Origin of the sequence: Paenibacillus caseinilyticus, assembly GCF_027533645.1 — a bacterium.
GTDB classification, from domain to species: domain Bacteria; phylum Bacillota; class Bacilli; order Paenibacillales; family NBRC-103111; genus Paenibacillus_G; species Paenibacillus_G caseinilyticus.
This window is the reverse complement of record NZ_JAQAGY010000003.1, coordinates 180661-204270: the sequence shown is the minus strand read 5'-3', so window position 1 is coordinate 204270 and position 23610 is coordinate 180661. Positions and strand designations below refer to the sequence as shown.

Here is a 23610-nt window from a genome sequence, read left to right as displayed (position 1 = left end):
GGATGGGCGGCAAAGCCTACTATCCGATCATGCTCGATATGGTTAACCGGGTGTGCGTCATTGTCGGCGGGGGGAACGTAGCACAGCGGAAGGCAGGCTCCCTGATCGAAGCGGGAGCGAAAGTATGGGTGATCTCCCCGGAGGTTACGCCGCAGCTCGAAGCGTGGAGGGAAGAGGGGAGCTTAGGCATTCGCCGGGAGGAATACAGGCCCGGGCTGCCGGAGCTGGGGGAAGCGCGGCTGGTGTTCGCGGCGACCGACCAGGCCGAGGTCAATGAACAGGTCAAGAAAGAAGCGGAGCAGATGGACAAGCTGTTCTCCATGGCAGATGAGCAGAGCGCCGGAGGATTCCTGGTGCCGGCTGTCGTCCGCCGCGGCCGTCTGACCGTGGCCGTCTCCACATCGGGAGCGAGTCCGGCTCTCGCAGCCTCACTCAAACGGAAGATAGAGGACATATTCGATGCCGCCTATGAACCATACCTGGACCTGCTGCACGATCTGCGTGGGGCGGTCCGCGAAGGGGAGACGGATACGCAGGTCAGGCAGGAGATGTTTCGCGAGATGCTGCACTGGCCCCTGCTGGAAGTTCTTCAGCGGAATCCGGCTGGGAGAGACGGACTCAGAGAGGGCCTGCTGGAGCGATTGAGGAAGGAACCGACGCTCTTCGGAGTAAGACGGGCCGGCGAATGGCTCCTTACCCAAGACAGCAGCCGGGATGAGAGACAAGAGAATACATAGAGCTGGTCCGGCAGGAAGATAAAGGATGGATAAGGATAAAGGACAGATAAAGGGGCTGACAATCGCATGCGCACCATTGTGGTAGGAACCAGGCAGAGCGCTTTGGCGCTGACGCAAACCGGGCAGGTCATCGACCATCTCCGGGCACTGTGCAAAGAACACGGTATCGAAGCGGAATTTGAACTGAGGAAGATCGTGACCAAGGGAGACCGGATTCTGGATGTTACCTTGTCCAAGGTCGGCGGCAAGGGCTTGTTCGTGAAGGAAATCGAACAGGCGCTGCTTGACGGGGAAGTGGACCTGGCCGTGCACAGCATGAAGGACATGCCCTTCGAACTGCCTGAAGGGCTGATTGTGGGAGCGGTGCCCCTGCGGGAAGACCCGAGAGACTGTCTCATCATGAGGGAAGGGAAGACCATTGACGATCTGCCGAAGGGAGCGAAGGTAGGTACGAGCTCCCTCCGGCGCGCTTCCCAGCTCCAGAACTACCGGCCCGATCTCGTGATCGAGCCGATCCGCGGGAATATCGATTCGAGGCTGCGCAAGCTGGAGACCGAAGGCTTCGATGCCATTCTGCTGGCGGCAGCGGGCCTGCACCGGATCGGGTGGAGCGACCGGATCTCGAGCTACCTTCCTGCGGAGCTGTGCTTGCCTGCCGTAGGGCAAGGTGCGCTATGCATTGAATGCCGAAGCGATAATGAGTTTGTACTGAACCTGCTGTCAAAGTATCTTCACGAACCGACGGCTGTAGCCGTTGCGGCCGAGCGCAGCTTTCTCGGCCGCTTGAATGGCGGCTGCCAGGTGCCGATCGGCGCTTATGGGGAGCTGACCGGGGAAGAGACCGACGGCAGACCGCACGTGAAGCTGACCGGCATGGTCGGTTCGCCGGACGGCAAGACGATGCTCAAAGAAACACGGACCGGAACCGATCCGGACCAGCTTGGACGCCAGCTCGCAGAGGCTTTGATTGCCCAGGGAGCAGCGGAGCTGCTTGCTGCAGCAAGAGAAGAATAGAGAGAAGCCGGCGGGCACTGATTTCATGGGATGCAGGTATAGACGGAGCGTTCTATCCTCCGCGTGCCTGCAGCGGAATATCTGAACCTGCGCAGCAGAGTCAGGACTGGGGGAGATTCGGTTGAAGAAGGGTGTCGTTTATTTGGTGGGTGCCGGGCCCGGGGATCCGAAGCTGATTACGCTTCGGGGGCTGGAGGCGATTCAAAGAGCGGATGTTGTGGTGTACGACCGGTTGGCAAGTCCAAGGCTGCTCAGCCATATGAAACCGGGAGCGGAGAAGATCTTCGTAGGCAAGCTGCCTGACAAGCATATGCTGAAGCAGGAGGAGATCAATCAGCTGCTCGTGGATTTGGCGCTGCAAGGCAAAACCGTTACCCGTCTGAAGGGCGGCGACCCGAGTGTCTTCGGACGGGTAGGGGAAGAGGCGGAGCTGCTTGCCGAGAATGATATTTTGTTCGAGATTGTGCCCGGGATTACCTCCTCTATCGCCGTACCTGCCTATGCGGGGATTCCGGTGACGCACAGAGATTTTACGTCTTCTTTCTCGATTGTGACAGGACACGAATATAAGAATAAAACGTATAACAACGTGAACTGGGAGAACCTGGCCCAGGCGTCGGGAACCCTCATCTTCCTCATGGGCGTAGCCAATCTGGAGCATATCTGTACCCAGCTCATGCAGGGGGGCAAATCGGCCGATACGCCGGTGGCGCTGATCCGGTGGGGGACCTGGATGGAGCAGGAGACCCTGACGGGAACCCTGACGGATATCGTGGAGAAGGTCCGTGCGGCCGGCTTCCAGTCACCTGCAGTTACGATTGTCGGCGAAGTGGTCCGGCTCCGGGAGAAGCTCGCCTGGTTCGAGAAAAAGCCGCTGTTCGGACGCCGCGTTCTCGTTACGCGGGCCCGGAGTCAGAGCAGCGAGCTGTCCGCGCAGATCGATGAGCTGGGCGGCGAAGCCGTCGAGTTCCCGGTCATCCGGACTCAGCCCTCGAGCCGTCCGGAAGCCCAGTCGCTTCGCGATGAAGCGCTGCGTAACCTTGGCGGATACGACTGGATCTTCTTCACCAGCGTGAACGGCGTGGAATCGTTCTTCGAGCGGCTCCGTGAACTCAAGGTGGATGTCCGTTCGATGGGGAAAGCACGTATCGCTGCCGTGGGCCCCAAGACAGCGGCTGCCCTGGAACAGCGGGGGCTCGTTGTCGAGACGGTACCTGCCGAATTCCAAGGCTCGGCTCTGCTGGAACAGCTGGCGGGTGAATTGCAGCCGGGGCAGCAGGTGCTTCTGCCTACCGCCGATATTGCCAAGGATGACCTGCCTGCAGGTCTTCGCGACCGGGGGCTGCATGTCCGGAAGATCGACATTTATGAGACCGTGCTCGAGACGGAGGGCGGTGCTGAAGTGCTCGAGCTTCTGAGACAGAAGGCGATTCATACGGTTACCTTCACGAGCTCGTCTACCGTCACGAATCTGATCCAGGCTCTGCGCGAAGCGGGCGAAGCCCAGCCTTTGGAGCTGCTCCGCGGCTGCAAGATTGCCTGCATCGGTCCGGTTACTGCCCACACGGCGGTTGAAGCCGGGCTGCAGGTGGATTATATGGCCAAGGAAGCTACGGTAGCTTCCTTGGTAGCTTCACTATACGAGTAGGGGGCTCCCGCCGGCTACTTGGCCGGCGGTGTCCCTTGTCAGGAGGAGAATAACATGGCTTTTCCCTTAGTACGCAACCGTCGTCTCCGTTCTTCAGCCGCGATGCGCCGCTTGGTTCGAGAGAACGACGTCACGCTTAACGATCTCATCTACCCGATCTTTGTCACGCACGGTACGAATATCAAAGAAGAGATCCCGTCGATGCCCGGCGTGTACCACTTCTCGCTCGACCGTCTGCAGGAAGAGATTGCGGAAGTATCCGCTCTCGGCCTGCCGGCCGTGCTGCTGTTCGGCGTGCCGCATGAGAAGGATGCCCACGGCAGCTCGGCATTCGACCCGAACGGTATCGTGCAGCAGGCGACCCGGCTGATCAAGTCGTGGGATCCGGAGCTGCTGGTGATCGCGGATACGTGTCTGTGCCAATTCACAGACCACGGCCACTGCGGCGTCGTGCATTACGACGAAGCGAAGCAGCGCGCGGATGTGGTGAATGACGCATCGCTCGAACTGCTCGCCCGCACAGCGGTCTCCCAGGCGGAAGCAGGCGCCGATGTGATTGCGCCCTCGAACATGATGGACGGCTTCGTCTATGCCATCCGGCAGGGACTCGATGAAGCAGGCTATGAGAATGTGCCAATTCTGTCGTACTCGGTCAAGTATGCCTCTTCCTTCTACGGCCCTTTCCGGGATGCCGCACATTCCACACCGCAATTCGGCGACCGCAAGACGTACCAGATGGATCCGGCCAACGGTCGTGAAGCCCTGCGGGAAGCGGACGCCGATGTGGCGGAAGGCGCCGATATGCTGATGGTGAAGCCGGCGCTGGCCTACATGGACATCATCCGGACACTGCGTGACCGTTATGATCTGCCGATCTGCGCGTACAACGTCAGTGCGGAATATTCGATGGTGAAGGCGGCGGCGGCACAAGGCTGGATCGACGAGCGTTCGATCGTGCTGGAGACGATGGTCGGATTCAAGCGTGCCGGGGCCGATATGATCATCACGTATTTCGCCAAGGATATCGCTCGCTGGATCACCCGTGCCTGACACCCGATGGCCGAACCGCCGTGCATCCCGCTGAGGGGGCAAGGCGGTTTTTTTGGGTGAAGTGCTCTCGCTCTGAACAGATCAAGACCCATACTCAAGCTGCTTACATAGGATGCCGGGGCGGTTTCAGCCGCAAGATGATCTGCTCGAATTTCTTGCGGAGCCATGTCAACAATTCGTCGGAAAGAGCGGCGGGCGGAAGTTGTTACCCGCTTTCAAATAGGGCATAATGAGAAGTAGACTATGGAAGTAAGCGGAAAAGAGGAATCCTCATGAACTATAACGATCGGTTTATCCGTGCTTGTAAGAAAGAATCCGTAGACACGCTGCCCGTCTGGTATATGCGTCAGGCAGGGCGCTACGATCCCGATTACCGTAAAATCAAAGAAAAATACAGCCTGCTCGAAATCTGCCAGCAGCCGGAGCTTGCCGCGGAAGTTACCCTGATGCCGGTACGCAAATTGGGCGTAGATGCCGCGATTCTCTACTCCGACATCATGAATCCGGTCGCCTCCATCGGCATCGATTTTGACATCGTGAAGAACATCGGTCCGGTCATCGACAACCCGATTCGTTCCGCAGCGGATGTGGAGAGACTGCGTCCGATTCAAGTGGAGAAGGACCTCTCCCATGTGCTGAAGACAATCGAGATTCTGAGCGCGGATCTGCAGGTGCCCTTGATCACGTTCGCGGGAGCGCCATTTACGCTTGCCTCTTATCTGATCGAAGGCAAACCGTCCAAGAGTTATATCCGTACGAAGGGGCTGATGTATGGCGAACCGGCGGTCTGGTTCCAGCTGATGGACAAGCTGGGCGACATGGTCATCACCTACCTGAAGAGCCATATCGCCGCCGGAGCCAAGGCTGTGCAGCTGTTCGACAGCTGGATTGGCGCACTGTCTCCTGCGGATTTTCGCGTCTATGTGCTGCCGACGATCCAGCGGATCTTCGCCGAGCTGAAGCATCTGGAGCAGCCCAAGATCTACTTCCCGGGCGTAGCGTCGGGCGAACTTCTGCCCCATCTCCAGGGCATCGAAGCTGATGTGATCGGCCTCGACTGGAGAGTGCCGATCAACGAGGGCCGGCGCCGGGTAGGCCCGCGTTACGCGGTACAGGGCAACCTGGACCCTTATGTGCTCACGGCACCGATGAAAGTGATTCAAGAGCAGGCGAAGGCCATTATTGACGAAGGCATTCAGGAGCCGGGGTACGTATTTAACCTCGGACACGGCCTCTTCCCCGAAGCTTCGCTGGAGAAACTGAAGGAACTGACGGACTATATTCACGACTACTCGCGTGAGGCGATCAAGGCGCGAGGGGCGTTCAAACAGGAAAGCGGGGTCTGACCATGAGCGGGAATGAGCAAAAAAAAGTAGGCGTGCTCGTCATGTCCTACGGAACACCGGAGAGTCTGGAAGGCATCGAAGCTTATTATACGCATATCCGCCGCGGCCACCCGCCAACGGCCGAACAGCTCGAAGATCTGCGCAGCCGGTACGAAGCGATTGTAGGCGGCGTGTTCCCGCTGAGAGAGAATACAGACAAGCAGGTGCAGGCGCTCGAGGCCCGTCTTAACGAGAAATATCCCGATACGGAATTCGTCTGCTATCAGGGCTTGAAGCATGCGGCTCCGTTCATCGAAGATGGAGTAGAGCGGATGGCGCAGGATGGAGTGGCGGAAGCGGTGGGCATCGTCCTTGCTCCGCATTACTCGGTCATGAGCGTCGGCGGGTACATCAAGCGTGCCAAAGAAAAGGCAGAGGCGCTCGGTCTGCCGATCCGCTTCGTGCAGAGCTATCATCTGCATCCGGCACTCATCGAAGCCCTTAGCATCCGAGTCGAAGAGGCGCTTGGGAAGTTCGGCGAGGGGGCTAAGGAGCGGGTGCAGGTTCTGTTCACGGCGCACAGCCTCCCGGAGAAAATTCTGGAGATGAAAGATCCGTATCCGGAGCAGCTGCTCGCCACGTCCAAGGCGATTGCCGATGAAGTGGGTCTGTCACGCTGGCAGTTCGGCTGGCAGAGTGCGGGTCAAACCGGTGTGCCTTGGCTTGGTCCGGATATCCTGGAGGTCATGAAGACCCTACAGGAAGAAGGCCAGACGAAGGAAGTCCTCGTCTGTCCGGTCGGCTTCGTGTCGGATCACTTGGAGGTCCTCTACGATCTCGATATCGAAGCGCAGAAGACCGCCCGTGAGCTGGGCCTGCATCTGGAGCGTACGCGTTCCTTGAATACGGATCCGCTCTACATGGAAGCGCTCAGCGAATCGGTGTACGAACAACTCGTAACGAAGTAATCGAGCGGCGAAGTGCGCCGGTATCGGAAGGGAATACGTTCCCCCGTTAGTCCGGCGCCTGCCTGCTGGATATTACCCGGTAAAGGTGTGAGAGGGATGAAAGAACAGCGTAAACGGTCCGATGCGCAGTCTGCGCAGGCTTTCGAAGAAGCGAAACAATACATTCCGGGCGGAGTCAACTCTCCTGTCCGTGCCTTCAAATCCGTCGGGCTGACGCCATTATTCATCCAACGAGGAGCAGGCTCTCGGGTCTATGACATCGACGGCAATGAATTCATCGACTATATCGGTTCCTGGGGACCTCTTATTCTGGGTCATGCCCATCCGGAAGTCATTGAAGCAGTCAAGCGGACGGCGGAGCTCGGCACGAGCTTCGGCGCACCGACCGAGCTCGAAACCCGCATGGCCAAGCTGGTGACCGAGCGGATGCCTTCCATGGAGCTCGTGCGCATGGTGAACTCCGGTACGGAGGCGACCATGAGCGCGCTGCGTCTGGCGAGGGGCTATACCGGCCGCAGCAAAATCCTCAAGTTCGAAGGCTGCTATCACGGTCATGCCGATTCCCTGCTGATCAAAGCAGGATCGGGCGTGGCGACACTGGGGCTGCCGGACAGCCCGGGCGTACCCGAAGGCGTAGCTGTGAACACGATTACCGTGCCGTACAACGATCCCGACTCCATCAAGATGGCCTTCGAGAAATTCGGCGAGGAGATTGCAGCGGTCATCGTCGAACCCGTGGCCGGGAATATGGGCGTCGTGCCTCCGCTGCCAGGATTCCTGGAGGGGCTCCGGGAGATTACGACGGCCTATGGCAGCCTGCTTATCTTCGACGAGGTGATGACCGGCTTCCGTGTGGGCTTGAACAGTGCACAGGGACGCTTCGGCATCACGCCGGACCTGACCTGCATGGGCAAAATCATCGGGGGCGGTCTGCCGGTAGGCGCTTACGGCGGCAAGCGGGAGATCATGGAGCGGATCGCTCCGGCGGGACCGATCTACCAAGCAGGCACGTTATCCGGTAATCCGCTTGCGATGGCTGCAGGGTATACTACGCTGAAGCTGCTGGGCGAACCGGGCGTGTACGAAGAACTGGAACGCAAAGCGGCACGGCTGGAAGAGGGTTTCACAGCCAACGCTAAGGAGCGCGGGATCGCTTCGGTCATCAACCGGGTCGGGTCGATGGTCTGCCCGTTCTTCACCGGCGAGACGGTCATCAACTACGAGACGGCGAAGACATCCGATCTGGGTGCGTTCAACCGTTATTTCGAAGGGCTGCTGGATGCAGGCGTCTCGATCGCGCCGTCCCAGTTCGAAGGCATGTTCGTCTCTGTGGCCCATACCGACGAAGATATCGAAGCTACGATAGAAGCGAATCGCGAAGCATTGAAAAGGGTATAAAAAAAGGCACGGGTTCCTCATCTGGGAGGGGACCGTGCCTTTTTGCTTTTAAAGTGCGTTTGGGTTCAAGTTCGAAGATGCCTCAGCTATTACCATAAGAGTTTATGGTTTGGCCTGTCCTTCTGCCGCCGTTCCCGTGGAGACCGGAGCGGACGCCGGCGGCGGTTCCACCGGCACGGCCGGTTTCGTAGCCGGAGCGGGGGTCGTCTCCCCGGCTGTCCCTTGGGCTGGCGGGGAGACGGTATCGGACTTCGTACCGGAAGCGGGCGCACTAGGGGCCGCCGGTTTGCTGCTGTCCGGGGTTCCCGCTGCAGGGGGACCGCTGCCGTTCGTCGTGCCGCCGGTTCCGTTATCCTCCGACTGCTTCTCCTCGGTAGAGGCATTCGCTCCGGCCGGCTTACCCGTGGAAGGCTCCTGCGTACCGGTGCCCGTCGTGCCCGAACCTGTACCGCTCCCTGTTGTGCCTGAACCGGTTCCACCCGTCTTGCCGGTGCCGCCTCCGGATGCCGGCGTAGTCCCCTTCGGATCGGTCTTCGAAGGCGCCGTCTTGGAGTCGGTTGGCGGGGTGCCCGTTGATTTCTTGGGATCCGTGGTTTTGCTGCCGGTATTCGTCGGCTGCGGTTCGGCCGTCGTCTTGGATTTCTCCGCTGCCGGTTTGGTCGTCGTCGCAGGCTGGTTCGCCTTCTTCTCCGCCTGTTCCTTCAGGAATTCCGGATGGTCGTACGATCCACCGGCATCGATCTTGTCCACACCATCCCAGATCCGGATAGCCTGCACCGATTCGGGATCGTCATACACCAGGAACGCGGAGGGCAGTCTGCGCTCGCCATAACGGCTCGACGGCTTCGAGAGCAGCTGGCTTTGGTCGTCGTCTCCCTTGTATACGAGCTCGGAAGAGGCACCGCCGTCCAGGTTCCCCGCATTGATAACTCCTTCTTTGAGGAACAGGTCCTGAACCTCCTTGAGCGTAGCGCCCACGCTGTGCTTCTGGCGGCCGTCGATCACGATGAAGATCACCGTACCGTCGGCCTTCTGGCCAACAGCGGTACGGGGTGCGCGGCCCCATCCGCCGTCGCCGCTGGTGATGAGCGGCTTGCCGTTGGCAATGAGGCGCGGATAGAACGATACCGCTTCGGAGATGCCCATTTTTCTCAGTTCAAAGGCATCATACTTGCCGACCACCAGGACGCCTTCTTTGGTGAAGCCCACGATATGCTGGGGAATGCTGCCGTCCTGGTCCGTAAAGACGATGTCTCCGCCGGAGATGATCATGCCGATGGCGGCGAAGCCGTTGCCGAGTCCCTCGGGGTCGTCGAAGCTTCCGCCGTTGACGCCGGCAACCGCTCCGGTCCGGTCCACCATGGAAGTGATTTTCTCGCCTTCGCCCACCTTCGACGGAGTCATGACCCGGATCGTCTTGGGATCGTACACATACATTTTCTTGCCTGTCCAGAACGTGCCCGAGATGTCCTCGACCTTGACGAGTTCATCTGCAGAACGGGCGCTGCCGTGGGTACCGCGGATTTTGAGCAGGCTCATGTCCTGCTTCTCCTTCGAGGCCCGTTCGATGGCATCCCGCGTCTCTTGCACGAGTTGATCCCGGCGCTCGGCGCCGACGAAGATCCATGCCCAGCTGCGGTGCTGGGTGGTAATGACGGTTTCGGCGAGTTTCTGGCGGATATCGCCGCCGGGACCGGTAAAGTATAAAAAGCTGGACGTCATAAAAGTAAACAACGCCACGGAAAACAGCGTCTTCTTAATCCCGCCCCAGGTCCGGAACGATCCGATACTGCGAATCAAATGCAATGCAGTCCTCTCCCATTTGCTTATGATAGCCGGCATGGCCGGCAGTGTGCTTAGTAGAATTGCGGGCATGGATGCCGAAGGGTCAGGCATACGCTGTCGAATTTTCTCTTTTTCACTCTCATATTCTATCATACGGGCAGAGGATGCACCAGACTTTGCTAGTGTCAGATAGAGGCAGCTCTGGCAGGGAACCTGGAGCGGAATTGGAGGTAATCCCCGCTTTTTGATACAATCAATGAATCAATGTAAGAGCTATTGCGCGGCCGTCGAAGCGGGCCAGAAAGCTTAGAGAGGAATTCACGATGCTTAAACGATATAGTTTTTTCGGCGTTACGCTGGAGCTCCTTGCAGTGGCAGGGGGCTTTGCGGCGCTTCTGCTGCTCATCGTGGTTCTGGCGGCAGGAGCCCATGTCCGGCAGACGAGGAAGCAGAAATTGGCGGCAGATGAGGAGAAAGAGGTATGAAGGGATGGAAACGCAGAGGCGAATGGCTGGAATGGACGGCTCCTGCCGAGCTGTCCTCCGTCCGGGAAGCGGATCCGGCCTGGCTGGAGCGCTTGGGGGAGAAATGGCTGCGGAGATGGGAGGCATCCGGCAGCGCGTCCGTTAAAGGGAGGCGGCTGCTGCTCCGCATGTTCCCCGAGGAATCCGGCATCGTTGCGGGAGCATGGCTTCCCTTGGAGGTGCTGTACGAGGACGACTTTTGCCTTGTCGCGGACAAGCCGGCGGGGATGAAGGTGCATCCGACGCAGGAGGGGGAAGAAGGAACGCTGCTGCACGCGGCCGCATGGCATCTCGAAGCTTCGGGGCAGCGCGTGCGAGCCCGCCCGGTCCACCGGCTGGACGAAGATACGACCGGCCCGGTCCTTATCGCCAAATGCGAATGGGCCCAAGTCAAGCTGGATGAAGAGATGCGCGAGAAGCGGATTACCCGGGAGTATTGCGCTCTTGTTCAGGGGCGGGTGGAGCGGGCCCGCGGCACGTTGGATGCGCCGATCGGACGCGACCGCCATCATGCGACCCGCCGCCGCGTATCACCTACGGGAGAGCGGGCGGTCACGCATTACGAGGTGGCGGAACGGCTGCAGGACGCCACGTTGGTCAGGCTCCGGCTGGAGACCGGACGGACGCACCAAATCCGGGTACACCTGGCGCATCTCGGCCACCCGCTGATCGGTGACCGCTTGTACGGCGGTCCGGCCGACGGGGAGTTCAGGCGGCAGGCGCTGCATGGGGAGCGCCTTACGTTTGCCCATCCGCTGACAGGAGAGAACGTGGAAGCGGACTCCCCCTGGCCTGAAGATTTTCGCTCGCTGTATGAGCGTCTTCTGTTTTCGAAAAAATAGTAGTCATGCTCCTTCCGGCCCAGCCATATAAATTGTAGAGACAAAAAGGCTCATCTGGGCTTCTCGCGAACCTGCCGGAACAGGCGGGTAAACGTACGGAGGGAGGATTATTTCATTGACGAATCAAAGAAGCGGATTGCGATTCGATATCTATGAACGTGTGCATTTGTCCGAAGGGGTGCTCGGCATTAAGGAACTCGAAGAGGTGGAGCTGGTTCCGCATATTCAGGTGCTGAGTCAAGGAGAGCAGGCTTTACTGCGCGGGAATCTGCTGCTGACCGGCACGTATGTGGACGAGCAGGACCGCACGGGCCAGACCTTGGAGCACCTGATCCCTGTGGAGATTACCCTGCCGCTCAACCGGGTGCACCGGGTAGAGGATATCGCTGTAGAGATCGACAACTTCGATATCGACCTGCTGTCGGGCCGCAGCCTTAACATCACGGGGGTCTTGTCCCTTGGGGGACTGGAGGTGGTATCTTCTCCCGAGGAGGATACCTGGCGCTCGGACCGCGAAGAGGAAGAAGTGCTCTTCGTCCACGAAGCGCGTGCGGAACGGACGGAGGAGCCGGCCTTCTACGGGGATGTCTCTCCGGGCGCCGTTCCTCCGGCTGTGGAGTCTGAGTCTGCCGTCCCGGACAATACCAAGCCGGATCTTGAGGCCAATGAGGAGGCTGCTCCCGAGTCGGCTCCTGTAAGCTGGATGGAACCGCAGGAGCAGGAGGCCGAGGAGGCCGAGCCGTTCTTTCTGCTGGAGCGGACGGTTCCCGAAGAACCCCCGGAAGAAGCGGCGCGCGAGCCGAAGGTATCGTTCGGCCGGGCTGCGGCAGAGCCTGCCGAGCCGGAGGCACCGCCAGCTGCGGAAGTGCCGGCACCCCCGCGTTCCTTCGGCGTCGCTTCCCTGATCGACCGGTCCTCCGCGAGGAGAGAGACCCGCAGCCAGCCCGAGCCGCCGCCTCTGCCGGCCGTCTCCCCGTCAGAGAAGGTCGAGTGGAAGAACCTGCTGCTGAACTCAAGGGATGAGCAGCAGGAGTTCCGCAAGGTCCGCCTGTGTATCGTCCAAAAAAACGAGACGCTGGAGTCCATCGCGGAGCGGTACAATCTGAGCACGCGGGAGCTTGCGCTTCATAACCGGCTCGGAGATGTGGGCGTATCCGAGGGACAGATCGTCTATATTCCGAAGGTATAACCTGTTCTAACCCATTTTTTGAAAAAAGAGCCTCCGATTCGGCCCTAAAGGGCTTGAGCGGGGGCTTTTTGGGCTATACTAAATATTGACTCTCTACCTGCGATTGTTTATCATAGTACGCATAGATCATCCCCTAATGACTTGGAAAGGGAATAGTAGGCAGTGAACCCTTCAGAGAGCGGAGCCGGCATGAAGCTGGAAGGTTCCGCAGGACGTACCTGTCGAAGTCGCCCCGGAGTTGCCGAATTGAACGAACGCCTAGATTCGGCCGGCCTGCAGCCGTTATCTGCCCCAAGAGCCGTGCTTTTGTCACGGGACCCCGGCCGGATCTCCGCTCGGACTCGTCCCGGGGAAGCTGCGGAATAAAGGTGGTACCACGGAAGCTTAAGCCCTTTCGTCCTTTGCGGACGGAGGGTTTTTTTGTTTCGTTCGGGGTATCTGCCTCCGGCCGCTGTTACACCCCGGACCCAATTCCAAGTTAAACACCAAAAGCGAAGACCAAATTTGAGATACCTACTGGAGGTTAGCAGCAATGGAAGAAACCAAAGCAGCGGGGGCACCCGAAACAACGATGCCGACACAGTATGATCCGAAAGAAGCCGAGAAAAAATGGTACGATTACTGGCTTAAGAACGAGTTCTTCAAAGCGGGCCAGCGCCCGGATGCGGAACCTTATACGATCGTCATTCCTCCCCCGAACGTAACGGGCATGCTCCACATCGGCCACGCGCTCGATTGTACGCTGCAGGATATCATGGTCCGCGTAAAGCGGATGCAGGGATACGACGCCCTCTGGCTGCCGGGCTCTGACCATGCGGGCATCGCAACGCAGTCCAAGGTGGAACAGAGGCTGCGCGAAGAAGGGGTAACCCGCTACGATCTCGGCCGCGAGAAGTTCCTCGAGAAGGTATGGGAATGGAAGGATCATTACGCGGCGACGATTCATGAGCAGTGGGCGAAGATGGGCTTCTCTCTCGACTACTCCCGCGAACGCTTTACGCTGGATGAAGGCCTGTCGAAAGCGGTGCGCGAAGTATTCGTCCGCTACTACGAGAAGGGACTCATCTACCGCGGCAAATATATCATCAACTGGGACCCGGCGGCCCGGACGGCGCTATCGGATATCGAGGTTGAATATAAGGAAGTGCAGGGCGCGCTATATCACCTGAAATACCCGGTGAAGGACAGCGAAGAATTCATCGTGGTGGCGACCACACGTCCCGAGACGATGCTCGGCGATACGGCCGTGGCGGTTCATCCGGAGGATGAGCGTTACAAGCATCTCATCGGCCGGACGCTCGTGCTGCCGATCCTTGGCCGCGAGATTCCGATCGTAGGCGATGAATATGTGGAGAAGGAGTTCGGCAGCGGAGCGGTGAAGATTACGCCGGCGCACGATCCGAACGACTTCGAAGTCGGCAAACGCCACGACCTGCCGCAGATTCTCGTCATGGACGAATCCGGCAAGATGAACGAGAATGCGGGCAAGTACCAGGGAACCGACCGGTTCGACTGCCGCAAGCAGATCGTAGCCGACATGAAAGAGCTTGGCGTGCTGATCAAGATCGAAGAGCATGTGCACCAGGTCGGACACAGCGAGCGCAGCGGGGCTGTCGTAGAACCTTATCTGTCGACACAGTGGTTCGTGAAGATGAAGCCGCTGGCCGACCACTCCGTAGACGTGCAGAAGTCCGGCAAGGGCCCGAACTTCGTACCGGACCGCTTCGAGAAAATTTACCTGCACTGGATGGAGAACAGCCGCGACTGGTGCATCTCCCGCCAGCTGTGGTGGGGACACCGCATTCCGGCTTGGCACTGCGGCAGCTGCGGCGAAACCATAGTCTCCCGCGAGGATGCGACCGTGTGTACGAAGTGCGGCAGCGCACAGCTGAAGCGGGACGAAGACGTGCTCGATACCTGGTTCTCCTCCGCGCTGTGGCCGTTCTCCACGCTCGGCTGGCCGGATGAGGCTGCCGGGGATCTGCAGCGCTACTTCCCGACGAGCCTGCTCGTTACCGGGTACGACATCATCGGCTTCTGGGTATCGCGGATGATCTTCAGTTCGCTCGAGTACAAGGGCGAGATCCCGTTCAAGGACGTCCTTGTTCATGGGCTCGTGCGCGATGCCGAAGGCCGCAAGATGTCCAAGTCGCTCGGCAACGGGGTGGATCCGCTCGAGGTGATCGAGAAGTACGGCGCGGATGCGATGCGCTTCATGCTCTCGACGGGCTCTACACCGGGGCAGGATTTGCGCTTCCGCTGGGAGAAGGTCGAACAGGCGCGCAACTTCGCGAACAAGATCTGGAATGCTTCGCGCTTTGCGTTGATGAATCTCGAAGGCTTCCGCTTCGAAGACATCGACCTCAGCGGCAATCTCGGCACGGCCGACCGCTGGATCCTGCACCGCCTGAACGAAACCGTGCGCGAAGTGACGCGCCTCATCGACGTCTACGAATTCGGCGAGACGGGCCGCCTGCTCTACAACTTTATCTGGGACGATCTCTGCGACTGGTACATCGAATTCAGCAAGCTGTCCCTGTATGGAACGGACGAAGCGGCGAAGAAGAAGACGCAATCCGTGCTCGCTTATGTGCTAGACCGCACACAGCGTCTCATCCATCCGTTCATGCCGTTCATCTCCGAGGAAATCTGGCAGCATCTCCCGCACGAAGGAGAGACGATTACGCTGGCATCCTGGCCGGTGTACGAAGCGGGCTTCGAAGCGGCCGGGTCGGTCCGCGAGATGGAGCTGCTCATGGACATGATCCGCACGGTGCGCAACATCCGGGCCGAAGTGAACGTGCCGATGAGCAAGAAGATTGAGCTGCTCGTGAAGCCGGCGGGCGAAGAGGCGGAGTCGATCTTGAAGCGCAATGAGGAGTACATCCGCCGCTTCTGCAATACATCCATGCTTGAGATCGGTACCTCCCTGGCCACGCCGGACAAGGCGATGACGGGGATCGTAACGGGAGCGGAGCTGTTCCTGCCGCTGGCCGGCCTGATCGACATCGGCCAAGAAGTGGCCCGCCTGGAGAAGGAGCTCTCCACCCTGCACGGCGAGGTGGAGCGGATCGAGAAGAAGCTCTCGAACCAAGGGTTCGTAGCGAAGGCGCCGGCGAAGGTCATCGAAGAGGAAAAAGCGAAGCTGGCCGACTATGCCGACAAGCGCGACAAAGTCACGGCACGCATCGCCGAGCTGAAAGGATGAGGGCAGCATGAGGGAAGAGGAAGAGAAAGCGCAGGTAACGGAAGGGGCTCCTTTCGAAACCGCGCGCGAAGCGGTCGACTGGATCGTCCGCTTCATTCCCTTGGCGGGAATCAAGCCGGGGCTGGAGCGGATGGAGAAGCTGATGGAATATCTGGAGAATCCGCACCGGCGGCTGAAGTTCATCCACGTGGCCGGAACCAACGGGAAGGGCTCGGTGTGCGCCTTCCTGACGGAGGCGATCCGCAGCGGAGGCTATGATGTAGGGACTTTCACGTCCCCTTATATCGAGTCTTACAACGAGCGGATCCGTGTGAACGGCATCAATATCAGCGATGAGGATCTGCTGCGGGTCGTGAACAAAGTGAAGCCGGTGATCGACCGGGTGGCGGAGGAACACGGCCAGCCGTCCATGTTCGAGATATCGACGGTGATTGCCATCGAGTATTTTGCGCGCATCACTTGTCCGGATTTCGTCGTATGGGAGACGGGGATGGGCGGAAGGCTCGATTCCACGAATATCGTCACCCCTCTCGTCTCGGTCATTACGAATATTGGGTATGACCATATGGACTTCCTCGGGGAGACGCTGCCTGAGATCGCCGGAGAGAAAGCGGCGATCATCAAGGCGGGCGTTCCTGTCGTCAGCGCGGTGGAACAGCCGGAAGTGATCGAAGTGGTAGCTGGCGCGGCCAAGGCCAAGCAGAGTACGCTCTACCTGCTCGGACGCGATTATCGGTACGAGAGTCTGTCTTCCGAAGAGAACCGGCAGATGTTCTCGTTCCATGGCGTGTTCCGGGGCATCCCGGATGCCGTCATCTCCATGAACGGGCCTCACCAAGTGAAGAACGCGGCGACGGCCCTGATGACGCTCGAAGTGCTGCGGCAGTACTATGCGCTGATCATCGATGATGAGGCGCTCCTGAACGCGCTGCACCGCACCCAGTGGCCGGGGCGGCTGGAACTTCTGTCGGAGTCCCCGCGTCTGCTTATCGACGGTGCGCACAACCCGGAGGGGGCGCAGATGCTGGCCGCCGCCCTGCGGGAGACGTACCGGTACCGCAGGCTTCATTTTATGATGGGGATGCTGTCGAATAAGAATCATACTGGCTATTTCAGGCATATACTACCTCTAGTGGATACTTTGATCCTGACCGAGCCCGACTGGCATAAAAAGGCGTCAGCCTCCGACCTTGCGGCCCTGGCACGGACTCTGCTGGAAGAGCTGGGGCGGACGGATGTCGATGTGATCGTAGAGCCGGACTGGAAGGCTGCACTGGACTTGACGCAGCGCCTCGCGGAGGGGGAAGACCTCGCCGTGGTCTCCGGGACCTTATATTTGATCGGGGACGTCCGTTCCTGGGTGAAGCATCAATCCGATTCTGAAAAAGGCTGGTGAAACGAGCATGAATACATCGGAGCATATCCATTTTATCGGCATTGGCGGGTACGGCATGAGCGCGATCGCCAAAGTAATGCTGGAGATGGGCTATCAAGTTTCGGGATCCGATCTGGCGCAGCAGGAACTGACGGAGAAGCTGGCTGCCAAAGGGGCGCAGGTGTTCATCGGACATGAGGCGGAGAATGTGAGAGGGGCGGACGTGGTCGTCTACTCGACGGCGCTGTCCAAGGATAACGTGGAGATGGCGGCAGCCGGAGAACTCAATATTCCGATACTGCACCGTTCCCAGATGCTGGGCCGGTTGATGAACGCGAAGAAGGGGATAGCCGTCGCAGGGGCGCATGGGAAGACGACGACCTCTTCCATGATCGCACTGGTGCTGGAGGAATGCGGTTCGGATCCGACCTTCATCATCGGCGGAGAGATTATGAATGTCGGCAGCAACGCCAAAGCGGGCAAGGGGGACTGGGTGGTTGCGGAAGCGGACGAGAGCGACGGTTCGTTCCTTCAGTACCATCCTTCCATTGCGCTCGTCAACAATATTGAAGCGGACCATCTCGAAAACTATGACGGGGATTTTGAGAATCTCAAGAAGGCCTATGCCCAGTTCCTGAGCCAGGTGAAGACGGACGGCAAAGCGGTCGTATGTCTTGATGACCCGTTCTTGGCCGAAATGATCCCCGAGGTGAAGAGCGAGGTCATTACTTTCGGTATCCACTCCGAGGCAGACGTAACCGCCCACAATATTGTGCTCGGCGACCGCAAGGTGAGCTTCGAGGTGATGAGGGGCGGAGCGGTGCTGGGCACGATCCGGCTGTCGGTGCCCGGCAAGCACAACGTGTACAATGCGATGGCGACGCTCATTACGTGTATGGAGGCCGGACTGAGCTTCGCCCAGGTGGCGGAAGCCATCACGGAGTTCCGCGGCGCCAAGCGCAGGTTCCAAGTGCTCGGAGAAGTGAACGATATTCTCGTCATCGACGACTACGCCCACCATCCGACGGAGATCGAAGCGACCATCCTGGCGGCCAAAGCGACTGGCAAACGGATTGTCGCCGTGTTCCAGCCGCAGCGGTACACTCGGACCTACTTCCTGTTCGAACAGTTCAGCCGGGCGTTCCCCGACGCGGACGAAGTGATCATCACCGACATCTACTCCCCTGCGGGCGAGAAGCAGATCGAGGGGATTACTTCGGCGAAGCTGGTGGAGCTCATTCGTCAGAACAGCAATGCGAACGTAACGTATGTACCGACTAAAGAGGAAGTACAGAACTATCTGCTCGGTTCCGTCCAGCCCGGAGATCTGGTGCTGACGATGGGGGCGGGCGACATCTGGAAGGCGGCCGACGGGTTGGCCAAAGCGTTGGAAGCCCGGGGGGCGTAAAAGTCATCCGGTTATAGGCAAGTTTGAAAATTCCGGTTCCCTGCAGAGGGGCCGGTTTTTTGGTTGTTACGGCAGCGGCATAGATAGGCTGCAGGGTCATGATGCAGGGTCATGATGCAGGATGAAGTGCTCTCTTATTCTTCGCCGCTGCATGCCGGCTTATTCCCCAGTTCTACTTCTCTCGGAACTCTCATAGTCTAGTAATACGATAATGGGACAAGGGAGTGCTGGATCGTATGACTAAAGCCAAAATGACATTCCGATACCATACAGCGAAGCCGGACGGAGTACGGGAACAAGGGGAGCGCGACCGTGTGATCCCTCTGCGCAGGGAAGAATATCAGGTGGTGGAGGAAGAGCCGCGCAGTGCGGGTGCGACAGAGCGGGGACCGGAGACAGGAGGGCTTGGCGAAGGACGCAGGTCCTCCTCTTCCTTCTCCGAGGGCGCCCCGGACCTGTCCCGGAAAGGGGAGTCCGGCAGCCCGCAGCCAGCGGAGCCGGCCGCACCGCCCATCTCCTCCAAGGGCTGGCTGCTGCTCGAGCCCGATGCCGAGCCCCAACCGGGCTATGGCAGCGAATTCGGCGCCTGGCAGAGCTCGTTCGATCCGGAGATCGAGCGGGTGGAGAAGCTCATCCGCAGCAGCTCGAATGCGGGCAAGCCGGCATACAACGGAGAGACCGGTTATGCGGGAGAGCGCGAAGAAGCGGAGCCCGCCTACCGCTCCGGGAAGCCGGAGGGCAGCGCCTATTACACCCGTCCTCCCGGGCAGGGCTCGTGGCTGAGGATCACGGCTTCGGTTACCGGGGCGGTCGTTACCGGGGTCGCCTTCGGTTTTCTGGTACTGTCGATGTTCACGGGCGGTGATCCGGCGAAGGGGCCGGCCGCAGATCAGGCGGCGATGACGCCGCAGGGGGCTGTGTCCAAAGGAGCCGGAGCCCAAGCAGGTACGGAGCCGGCGGCCGCGGCCGGTGCGATACCGGGAACCTCGGCAGCCGTCGACCTGCCTGCCCGCTCCTATACGATTCTGCAGGGCGGGGTCTTCAGCTCTGCGGCCAGTGCCGAATCCGCCGCAGCCGAGCTGCGCAAGAAGGGCATGGAGGCGGTCACGGAGCTGGGCGAGAAGAATATCGTCTATGTAGGCCTGGCCACCAACCGGGATGACGCGCTCGGCTTGGCCCAGGGCTTCGAGGCGAAGCAGACGGAAGTGATCGTGAAGGCTTACGAGGTGCCGGGCGCAAAGCAGGTTCGCTGGAACGGCAAGCAAGCGGACGTCTTCCAGACCTATATGACGCAGGGGGCGTCACTGGTGCAGCAGGTGGCTTCCCAGACGGCTGCAAAGCTGAAGGAGACGGAGGCGGGGCCGATCGACGACAAAGCGCTGCAGGCGATCAAGAAGGCGCACCAGGCTTGGACGGGGGCGGCCTCCGCCGTCAGCGACGGGCTGGGAGAAGCAGGCAAAGCTTCGCTGCCGAAGCTGAATAAGGCGATGAACACCGCTGTCGCTTCGCTGGACGAGTATAAGAAGAATCCGTCGCACGCGATCCTCTGGCAGGCGCAGGGGGCGCTGCTGGAGTATCTCGTAGCCGAGAAGGAGCTGCTGAAGGCGGCTGCTCTGCAGTAAACGCTAAAGAAGCCCGTTCCTCCCGCCGCGGCAGCCGGTGCAGCGTGGGAGCGGGCTTCTTTTACGTGGCCGCATGACCTGATGCAGCGCGGCGCGGCAGATAGATGGCCTACCGCACCGTGATCTTGACACCTGAAGCGGCTGCCGATGCCGGGACGCTGCTTGCCGGTACCGCAGCCTGCGTGTTCTTGGAGGCTGCGGTACCGGCAGCCGTCTTGGAGGCCGCAGGGACAGATGCTGTGCCGGTCGGCTTACCGGACGACGTGCCCGCGGTTCTCCGGCCCTTCGAGGCCGTATAGCGGTCCAGCAGGGCGGCCGCCTCGGCACGCGTCATCTCCCGCTCCGGCGCGAAGGCGGACACGCTGACGCCGTCGATCCAGCCTGCCTGGCGAAGCCCCGCTATCGCGCCTTCGGCCCAGTAGCCGGCCGGCACGTCGCGGAACGGATGGCTCTTCGCAGGCTTTGCCCCCGCCAGCCGCTGCAGAAGCGAAGCCACTTCCGCCCGGGTCACCGGGCGGTCGGGCCGCAGCGTGCTGTCCGGGTAGCCCTCCAGCACGCCCGCTTTCACCGCCGCGTCCAGGGCGGCGAAAGCCCAGTGCCCCGCGTTCACGTCCTTGAACGCGGCAGCCCCCCGCGCGGCCTCCGGCCCGCAGCCCGCACTTTCGCGGTACACCGCGCCCGTGACGGTGCTGCCCGCTCCGCCGGCGGAACAACCGCTCCCTGCCGCAGCCGCCGGCAGGTCGAAGAGTCTGCCGAGCAGCGTCACCCATTCCGCTCTCGTCAGCACGCGCTGGGGCTCGTACCGGCCGCCCGCGCCGCCCTCCACCAGGCTCTGCGCCTTCAGCCGCAGGACCGCTTCCCGGGCCCAGTGTCCCGTAAGGTCCGGGAACACCGTGCCCGGGGGCAGGTACGCCGCGATGCCGGCGGCGATGCCCCGGGCCATCGTCTGGCGGACGCTGTCCTTGCCGAGCAGCGCGGCATCCGCGGCGTTCGAGAGGAACCCGGTCTCGACCAGGATGCTCGGTATGGTACCGTTGCGGACGACGTAGACCGCACTCGGATCAAGTCCGCGGTTTTGCATGCCGGTCGCGGAGACGAAGGCATCCAGCACTGCCTGCGCAAGGGCCCGGCTCTGCGGCGTGAGCTTCTCCATGGCAGCACTTGCCGGGTAGCTTTCCTGCGGGTAGGCCTCGTCGTAGTAGAGGACCATGGCGCCTCTCACATCCGGGCTGCCGTAGGAATTGGCGTGGATCGAGACGAACAGGTCCGCCGATTGGGCGTCTTTGAACGCTACGCGGTCCTGCAGCGACATATATTCATCGGTTTCCCTCGACAGGGCCACCTCGTAGCCCTGCTCCGCGAGCAGGTCCCGCAGGCGGCGGGTGATGTCGAAGTTCACCGTTTTCTCTTGAAGTCCGTTCACGCCGATCGCCCCGGGATCGGTGCCGCCGTGTCCCGCATCGAGCACCACTTTGGCAGCACCGGCGTGGCCGGGCAGGACCAGCAGGCCGAGCGCGAGCAGCGCGGCGCGTGTCCAATTGCTTTTCAAAGCTGTCACTCCTTCCTCATCTCCACTCATTTTATAGGTCGGCCGGGCCCCTGTAAGCAAGCAACTTTCCCCACCCCGGCAGGCGGGGGGATAGAGCGTTTTCCCCGTCACCCCTGCTGTCAAAATCACCATGAAGCCAAGGCAAAATATGCTATAATAATTTTTGACTTTGGCGTTTTTCGTGAATTGACTACCGTCCGAAAGAGGTATCCTACATCTTGAAGAAGAATACGCTCACCTTGATAGTGCTGCTGATGGTCTGCCTGATTGCGGGCACGCTCATCGGCCAGCTTCTGGCACCTTATCCGTACCTCGGCTTCCTGACGAAGACGGTGGCGCTGTCCTGGCAGCCCAAGGCGGACCTTCTGGTTGTCCGTTACGATCTCGATCTGCAGATCCGGCTGAATCTGATCGGCATTCTGGGCATTGCGCTCGGGTTCTGGATTTTCCGCAAGCTGTAAAGGGATGGCCACGAGAACTTATTCGAAACGAGGGACTGTTTTATGACAATATCCGACAACCGTACACTGATTCTGGCTTCATCTTCGCCGCGGCGCCAGGAACTTATAGGCTCCTTGGGGCTTCCTTATGCGATCCGCGTAAGCGATGTCGACGAAACGACGGAGCCGGGACTGACGCCCGCGCAGATTGTAGAAGAGCTGTCCGCCCGTAAAGCGGGCGCGGTCTGCGAACGTTGTAAGGCAGAGGAGGCGAGCGGCATTGTCATCGGTTCCGATACGATCGTCGTGCTGGATGGGCAGGTGCTGGGCAAGCCGCAGGACGAGGAGGACGCTTTCCGCATGCTGAGCGCGCTTCAGGGGCGCAGACACCAGGTATATACCGGAGTAGCCTGCTTCGACCTGGATTCGGGCGAGCGGCATGTGTCTCACCGGGTGACAGAGGTCTTCATGAAGGTGCTCAAGGAGTCACAGATCCGGCGTTATATCGCCACAGGCGAGCCGATGGACAAAGCGGGTTCGTACGGGATCCAGGGGCTCGGGGCCACGATGATCGACCGGATCGAAGGCGATTATTTCAATGTCGTGGGCCTGCCGCTATCCCTCTTGTCAAGCCTTCTGGAACGGCTGGGAGTCGCTGTCATTTAGTACGCGGACATGCTATAATGATGGTTCGTACTACAGAAGGAGGAAAGAAGGGAACATCATGGAATCGCCCAATACGACATTGCGCGAATTACACCAAGAGGATCGTCCACGAGAGCGCATGATGCAGTATGGGGCGCAAGCACTCGGCAATGCGGAGCTGCTCGCCATTCTGCTTCGTACCGGTACATACCGGGAATCGGCGGTCCATGTGGCCCAGCAGCTGCTGCGCGAAGCCGGCGGCCTGCGGAGCTTGACGGATATGAGCATGGAACAGATGACCGGCATCAAAGGGATCGGCGCGGCCAAAGCGCTCCAGATCCAGGCCGGTATCGAGCTTGGCCGGCGCCTGGCGCGCAGCGGCATGAACGAGACCGTAACCATCCGCTCGCCGCAGGATGCCGCGGCTCTCCTTATGGAAGATCTGCGGTATCTGCAGAAAGAACATTTCGTCTGCCTCTTCCTCAATACGAAGAACCATGTGATCGGGCAGGAGACGCTCTCGATGGGAAGCCTGAATGCTTCGATCGTTCATCCGCGGGAAGTATTCCGTTCGGCGATCAAGCGGAGCAGCGCCTCTATCGTATGCGCGCATAACCACCCCAGCGGAGATCCGACACCGAGTCCGGAAGACATCGCCCTGACGAGAAGGCTGGCGGAAGCCGGCGAGATCGTGGGTATCGAGGTGCTCGACCATCTGGTCATCGGAGACCAGCGCTTCGTAAGTTTGAAGGAGCTCGGATTAATGTAATATAATAAAGTGCAAGTTTTTTGGCCCGCCTTCGCAGAGCATGTCGGCTTATGCCGGTGTGCGCCGTGTTTTTATGACGGGCTTGGAACTTTTAAGGAGAGCATATCGTCTTTA

Annotated in this window: 19 protein-coding genes; 17 read left to right on the top strand and 2 right to left on the bottom strand. The window is 60.0% G+C overall.

What is annotated here, in order from left to right; genetic code table 11:
* Positions 1 to 2 precede the first annotated feature (2 nt).
* From O9H32_RS06435 to hemL, 7 genes are all read left to right on the top strand, one after another.
* Positions 3 to 737: a precorrin-2 dehydrogenase/sirohydrochlorin ferrochelatase family protein gene (locus tag O9H32_RS06435; protein WP_269865070.1), complete on the top strand. Its 735-nt coding sequence runs from the start codon at positions 3 to 5 to the stop codon at positions 735 to 737.
* A gap of 66 nt (positions 738 to 803) precedes the next feature.
* Positions 804 to 1751: a hydroxymethylbilane synthase gene (gene hemC / locus O9H32_RS06430; protein WP_269865069.1), complete on the top strand. Its 948-nt coding sequence runs from the start codon at positions 804 to 806 to the stop codon at positions 1749 to 1751.
* Positions 1752 to 1872: 121 nt separating this feature from the next.
* The gene (gene cobA / locus O9H32_RS06425; protein ID WP_269865068.1) at positions 1873 to 3399 is read left to right on the top strand and encodes a uroporphyrinogen-III C-methyltransferase; all 1527 of its coding nucleotides are present in this window, start codon (positions 1873 to 1875) and stop codon (positions 3397 to 3399) included.
* Positions 3400 to 3453: 54 nt separating this feature from the next.
* Complete coding sequence (hemB, locus tag O9H32_RS06420; RefSeq protein WP_269865066.1) at positions 3454 to 4449, top strand: porphobilinogen synthase; 996 nt, start codon at positions 3454 to 3456, stop codon at positions 4447 to 4449.
* 272 nt (positions 4450 to 4721) lie between these two features.
* Complete coding sequence (gene hemE / locus O9H32_RS06415) at positions 4722 to 5795, top strand: uroporphyrinogen decarboxylase (RefSeq protein ID WP_269865064.1); 1074 nt, start codon at positions 4722 to 4724, stop codon at positions 5793 to 5795.
* Between the two features lie 2 nt (positions 5796 to 5797).
* Positions 5798 to 6742 (top strand): ferrochelatase, encoded by a 945-nt coding sequence (hemH, locus tag O9H32_RS06410; protein WP_269865062.1) that lies wholly within the window; start codon positions 5798 to 5800, stop codon positions 6740 to 6742.
* Positions 6743 to 6838: 96 nt separating this feature from the next.
* Entirely contained in the window at positions 6839 to 8140 is a 1302-nt protein-coding gene (gene hemL, locus O9H32_RS06405) for a glutamate-1-semialdehyde 2,1-aminomutase (protein WP_269865061.1), read from the top strand.
* 102 nt (positions 8141 to 8242) lie between these two features.
* Here the strand turns inward: hemL and O9H32_RS06400 are convergent, their stop codons facing one another.
* Positions 8243 to 9946, bottom strand: a complete 1704-nt coding sequence (locus O9H32_RS06400; RefSeq protein WP_269865060.1) for a phosphodiester glycosidase family protein — start codon at positions 9944 to 9946, stop codon at positions 8243 to 8245.
* 302 nt (positions 9947 to 10248) lie between these two features.
* On the opposite strand from O9H32_RS06400, the gene O9H32_RS06395 reads away from it, so the two are divergent.
* The 7 genes from O9H32_RS06395 to O9H32_RS06365 all read left to right on the top strand — a co-directional run bounded on the left by O9H32_RS06395 (position 10249) and on the right by O9H32_RS06365 (position 20093).
* Positions 10249 to 10410 carry a hypothetical protein gene (locus O9H32_RS06395; protein ID WP_269865059.1) on the top strand — a complete coding sequence of 54 codons (162 nt, stop codon included), beginning with the start codon at positions 10249 to 10251 and terminating at the stop codon, positions 10408 to 10410.
* Positions 10407 to 11291, top strand: a complete 885-nt coding sequence (locus O9H32_RS06390; protein ID WP_269865058.1) for an RluA family pseudouridine synthase — start codon at positions 10407 to 10409, stop codon at positions 11289 to 11291. Before O9H32_RS06395 ends, O9H32_RS06390 begins: the two co-directional genes overlap by 4 nt.
* 115 nt (positions 11292 to 11406) lie before the next feature.
* The gene (locus O9H32_RS06385) at positions 11407 to 12480 is read left to right on the top strand and encodes a LysM peptidoglycan-binding domain-containing protein (RefSeq protein ID WP_269865057.1); all 1074 of its coding nucleotides are present in this window, start codon (positions 11407 to 11409) and stop codon (positions 12478 to 12480) included.
* Positions 12481 to 13012: 532 nt separating this feature from the next.
* A complete protein-coding gene (locus O9H32_RS06380) occupies positions 13013 to 15688 on the top strand; it encodes a valine--tRNA ligase (RefSeq protein WP_269865056.1) in 2676 nt (891 codons plus the stop codon).
* A 7-nt stretch (positions 15689 to 15695) separates the two neighbouring features.
* Positions 15696 to 17084 carry a bifunctional folylpolyglutamate synthase/dihydrofolate synthase gene (locus O9H32_RS06375; RefSeq protein ID WP_269865055.1) on the top strand — a complete coding sequence of 463 codons (1389 nt, stop codon included), beginning with the start codon at positions 15696 to 15698 and terminating at the stop codon, positions 17082 to 17084.
* A 7-nt stretch (positions 17085 to 17091) separates the two neighbouring features.
* Positions 17092 to 18471, top strand: a complete 1380-nt coding sequence (murC, locus tag O9H32_RS06370; protein ID WP_269865054.1) for a UDP-N-acetylmuramate--L-alanine ligase — start codon at positions 17092 to 17094, stop codon at positions 18469 to 18471.
* 236 nt (positions 18472 to 18707) lie between these two features.
* Positions 18708 to 20093 carry an SPOR domain-containing protein gene (locus O9H32_RS06365; protein ID WP_269865053.1) on the top strand — a complete coding sequence of 462 codons (1386 nt, stop codon included), beginning with the start codon at positions 18708 to 18710 and terminating at the stop codon, positions 20091 to 20093.
* Positions 20094 to 20202: 109 nt separating this feature from the next.
* On the opposite strand, the gene O9H32_RS06360 is transcribed toward O9H32_RS06365, so the two are convergent.
* Positions 20203 to 21642, bottom strand: a complete 1440-nt coding sequence (locus O9H32_RS06360) for an N-acetylmuramoyl-L-alanine amidase (RefSeq protein ID WP_269865051.1) — start codon at positions 21640 to 21642, stop codon at positions 20203 to 20205.
* 218 nt (positions 21643 to 21860) lie between these two features.
* On the opposite strand from O9H32_RS06360, the gene O9H32_RS06355 reads away from it, so the two are divergent.
* From O9H32_RS06355 to radC, 3 genes are read left to right on the top strand one after another with little or no spacing between them, the layout of a single operon-like run.
* Positions 21861 to 22103 (top strand): DUF4321 domain-containing protein, encoded by a 243-nt coding sequence (locus O9H32_RS06355; protein ID WP_269865050.1) that lies wholly within the window; start codon positions 21861 to 21863, stop codon positions 22101 to 22103.
* A 42-nt stretch (positions 22104 to 22145) separates the two neighbouring features.
* Entirely contained in the window at positions 22146 to 22748 is a 603-nt protein-coding gene (locus O9H32_RS06350; RefSeq protein WP_269865049.1) for a Maf family protein, read from the top strand.
* Positions 22749 to 22806: 58 nt separating this feature from the next.
* Positions 22807 to 23496 carry a RadC family protein gene (radC, locus tag O9H32_RS06345; protein ID WP_269865048.1) on the top strand — a complete coding sequence of 230 codons (690 nt, stop codon included), beginning with the start codon at positions 22807 to 22809 and terminating at the stop codon, positions 23494 to 23496.
* The last annotated feature ends 114 nt before the right edge of the window (positions 23497 to 23610 follow it).

What these genes read in the sequence shown, in the direction of transcription:
- O9H32_RS06365 (WP_269865053.1), top strand. Translation starts at nt 18,708, where the DNA reads ATGACTAAAGCCAAAATGACATTCCGATACCATACAGCGAAGCCGGAC.
- radC (WP_269865048.1), top strand. Translation starts at nt 22,807, where the DNA reads ATGGAATCGCCCAATACGACATTGCGCGAATTACACCAAGAGGATCGT.
- O9H32_RS06375 (WP_269865055.1), top strand. Translation starts at nt 15,696, where the DNA reads ATGAGGGAAGAGGAAGAGAAAGCGCAGGTAACGGAAGGGGCTCCTTTC.
- O9H32_RS06395 (WP_269865059.1), top strand. Translation starts at nt 10,249, where the DNA reads ATGCTTAAACGATATAGTTTTTTCGGCGTTACGCTGGAGCTCCTTGCA.
- O9H32_RS06390 (WP_269865058.1), top strand. Translation starts at nt 10,407, where the DNA reads ATGAAGGGATGGAAACGCAGAGGCGAATGGCTGGAATGGACGGCTCCT.
- O9H32_RS06380 (WP_269865056.1), top strand. Translation starts at nt 13,013, where the DNA reads ATGGAAGAAACCAAAGCAGCGGGGGCACCCGAAACAACGATGCCGACA.
- O9H32_RS06435 (WP_269865070.1), top strand. Translation starts at nt 3, where the DNA reads ATGGGCGGCAAAGCCTACTATCCGATCATGCTCGATATGGTTAACCGG.
- hemH (WP_269865062.1), top strand. Translation starts at nt 5,798, where the DNA reads ATGAGCGGGAATGAGCAAAAAAAAGTAGGCGTGCTCGTCATGTCCTAC.
- hemL (WP_269865061.1), top strand. Translation starts at nt 6,839, where the DNA reads ATGAAAGAACAGCGTAAACGGTCCGATGCGCAGTCTGCGCAGGCTTTC.
- murC (WP_269865054.1), top strand. Translation starts at nt 17,092, where the DNA reads ATGAATACATCGGAGCATATCCATTTTATCGGCATTGGCGGGTACGGC.
- O9H32_RS06350 (WP_269865049.1), top strand. Translation starts at nt 22,146, where the DNA reads ATGACAATATCCGACAACCGTACACTGATTCTGGCTTCATCTTCGCCG.
- hemB (WP_269865066.1), top strand. Translation starts at nt 3,454, where the DNA reads ATGGCTTTTCCCTTAGTACGCAACCGTCGTCTCCGTTCTTCAGCCGCG.
- hemE (WP_269865064.1), top strand. Translation starts at nt 4,722, where the DNA reads ATGAACTATAACGATCGGTTTATCCGTGCTTGTAAGAAAGAATCCGTA.
- hemC (WP_269865069.1), top strand. Translation starts at nt 804, where the DNA reads ATGCGCACCATTGTGGTAGGAACCAGGCAGAGCGCTTTGGCGCTGACG.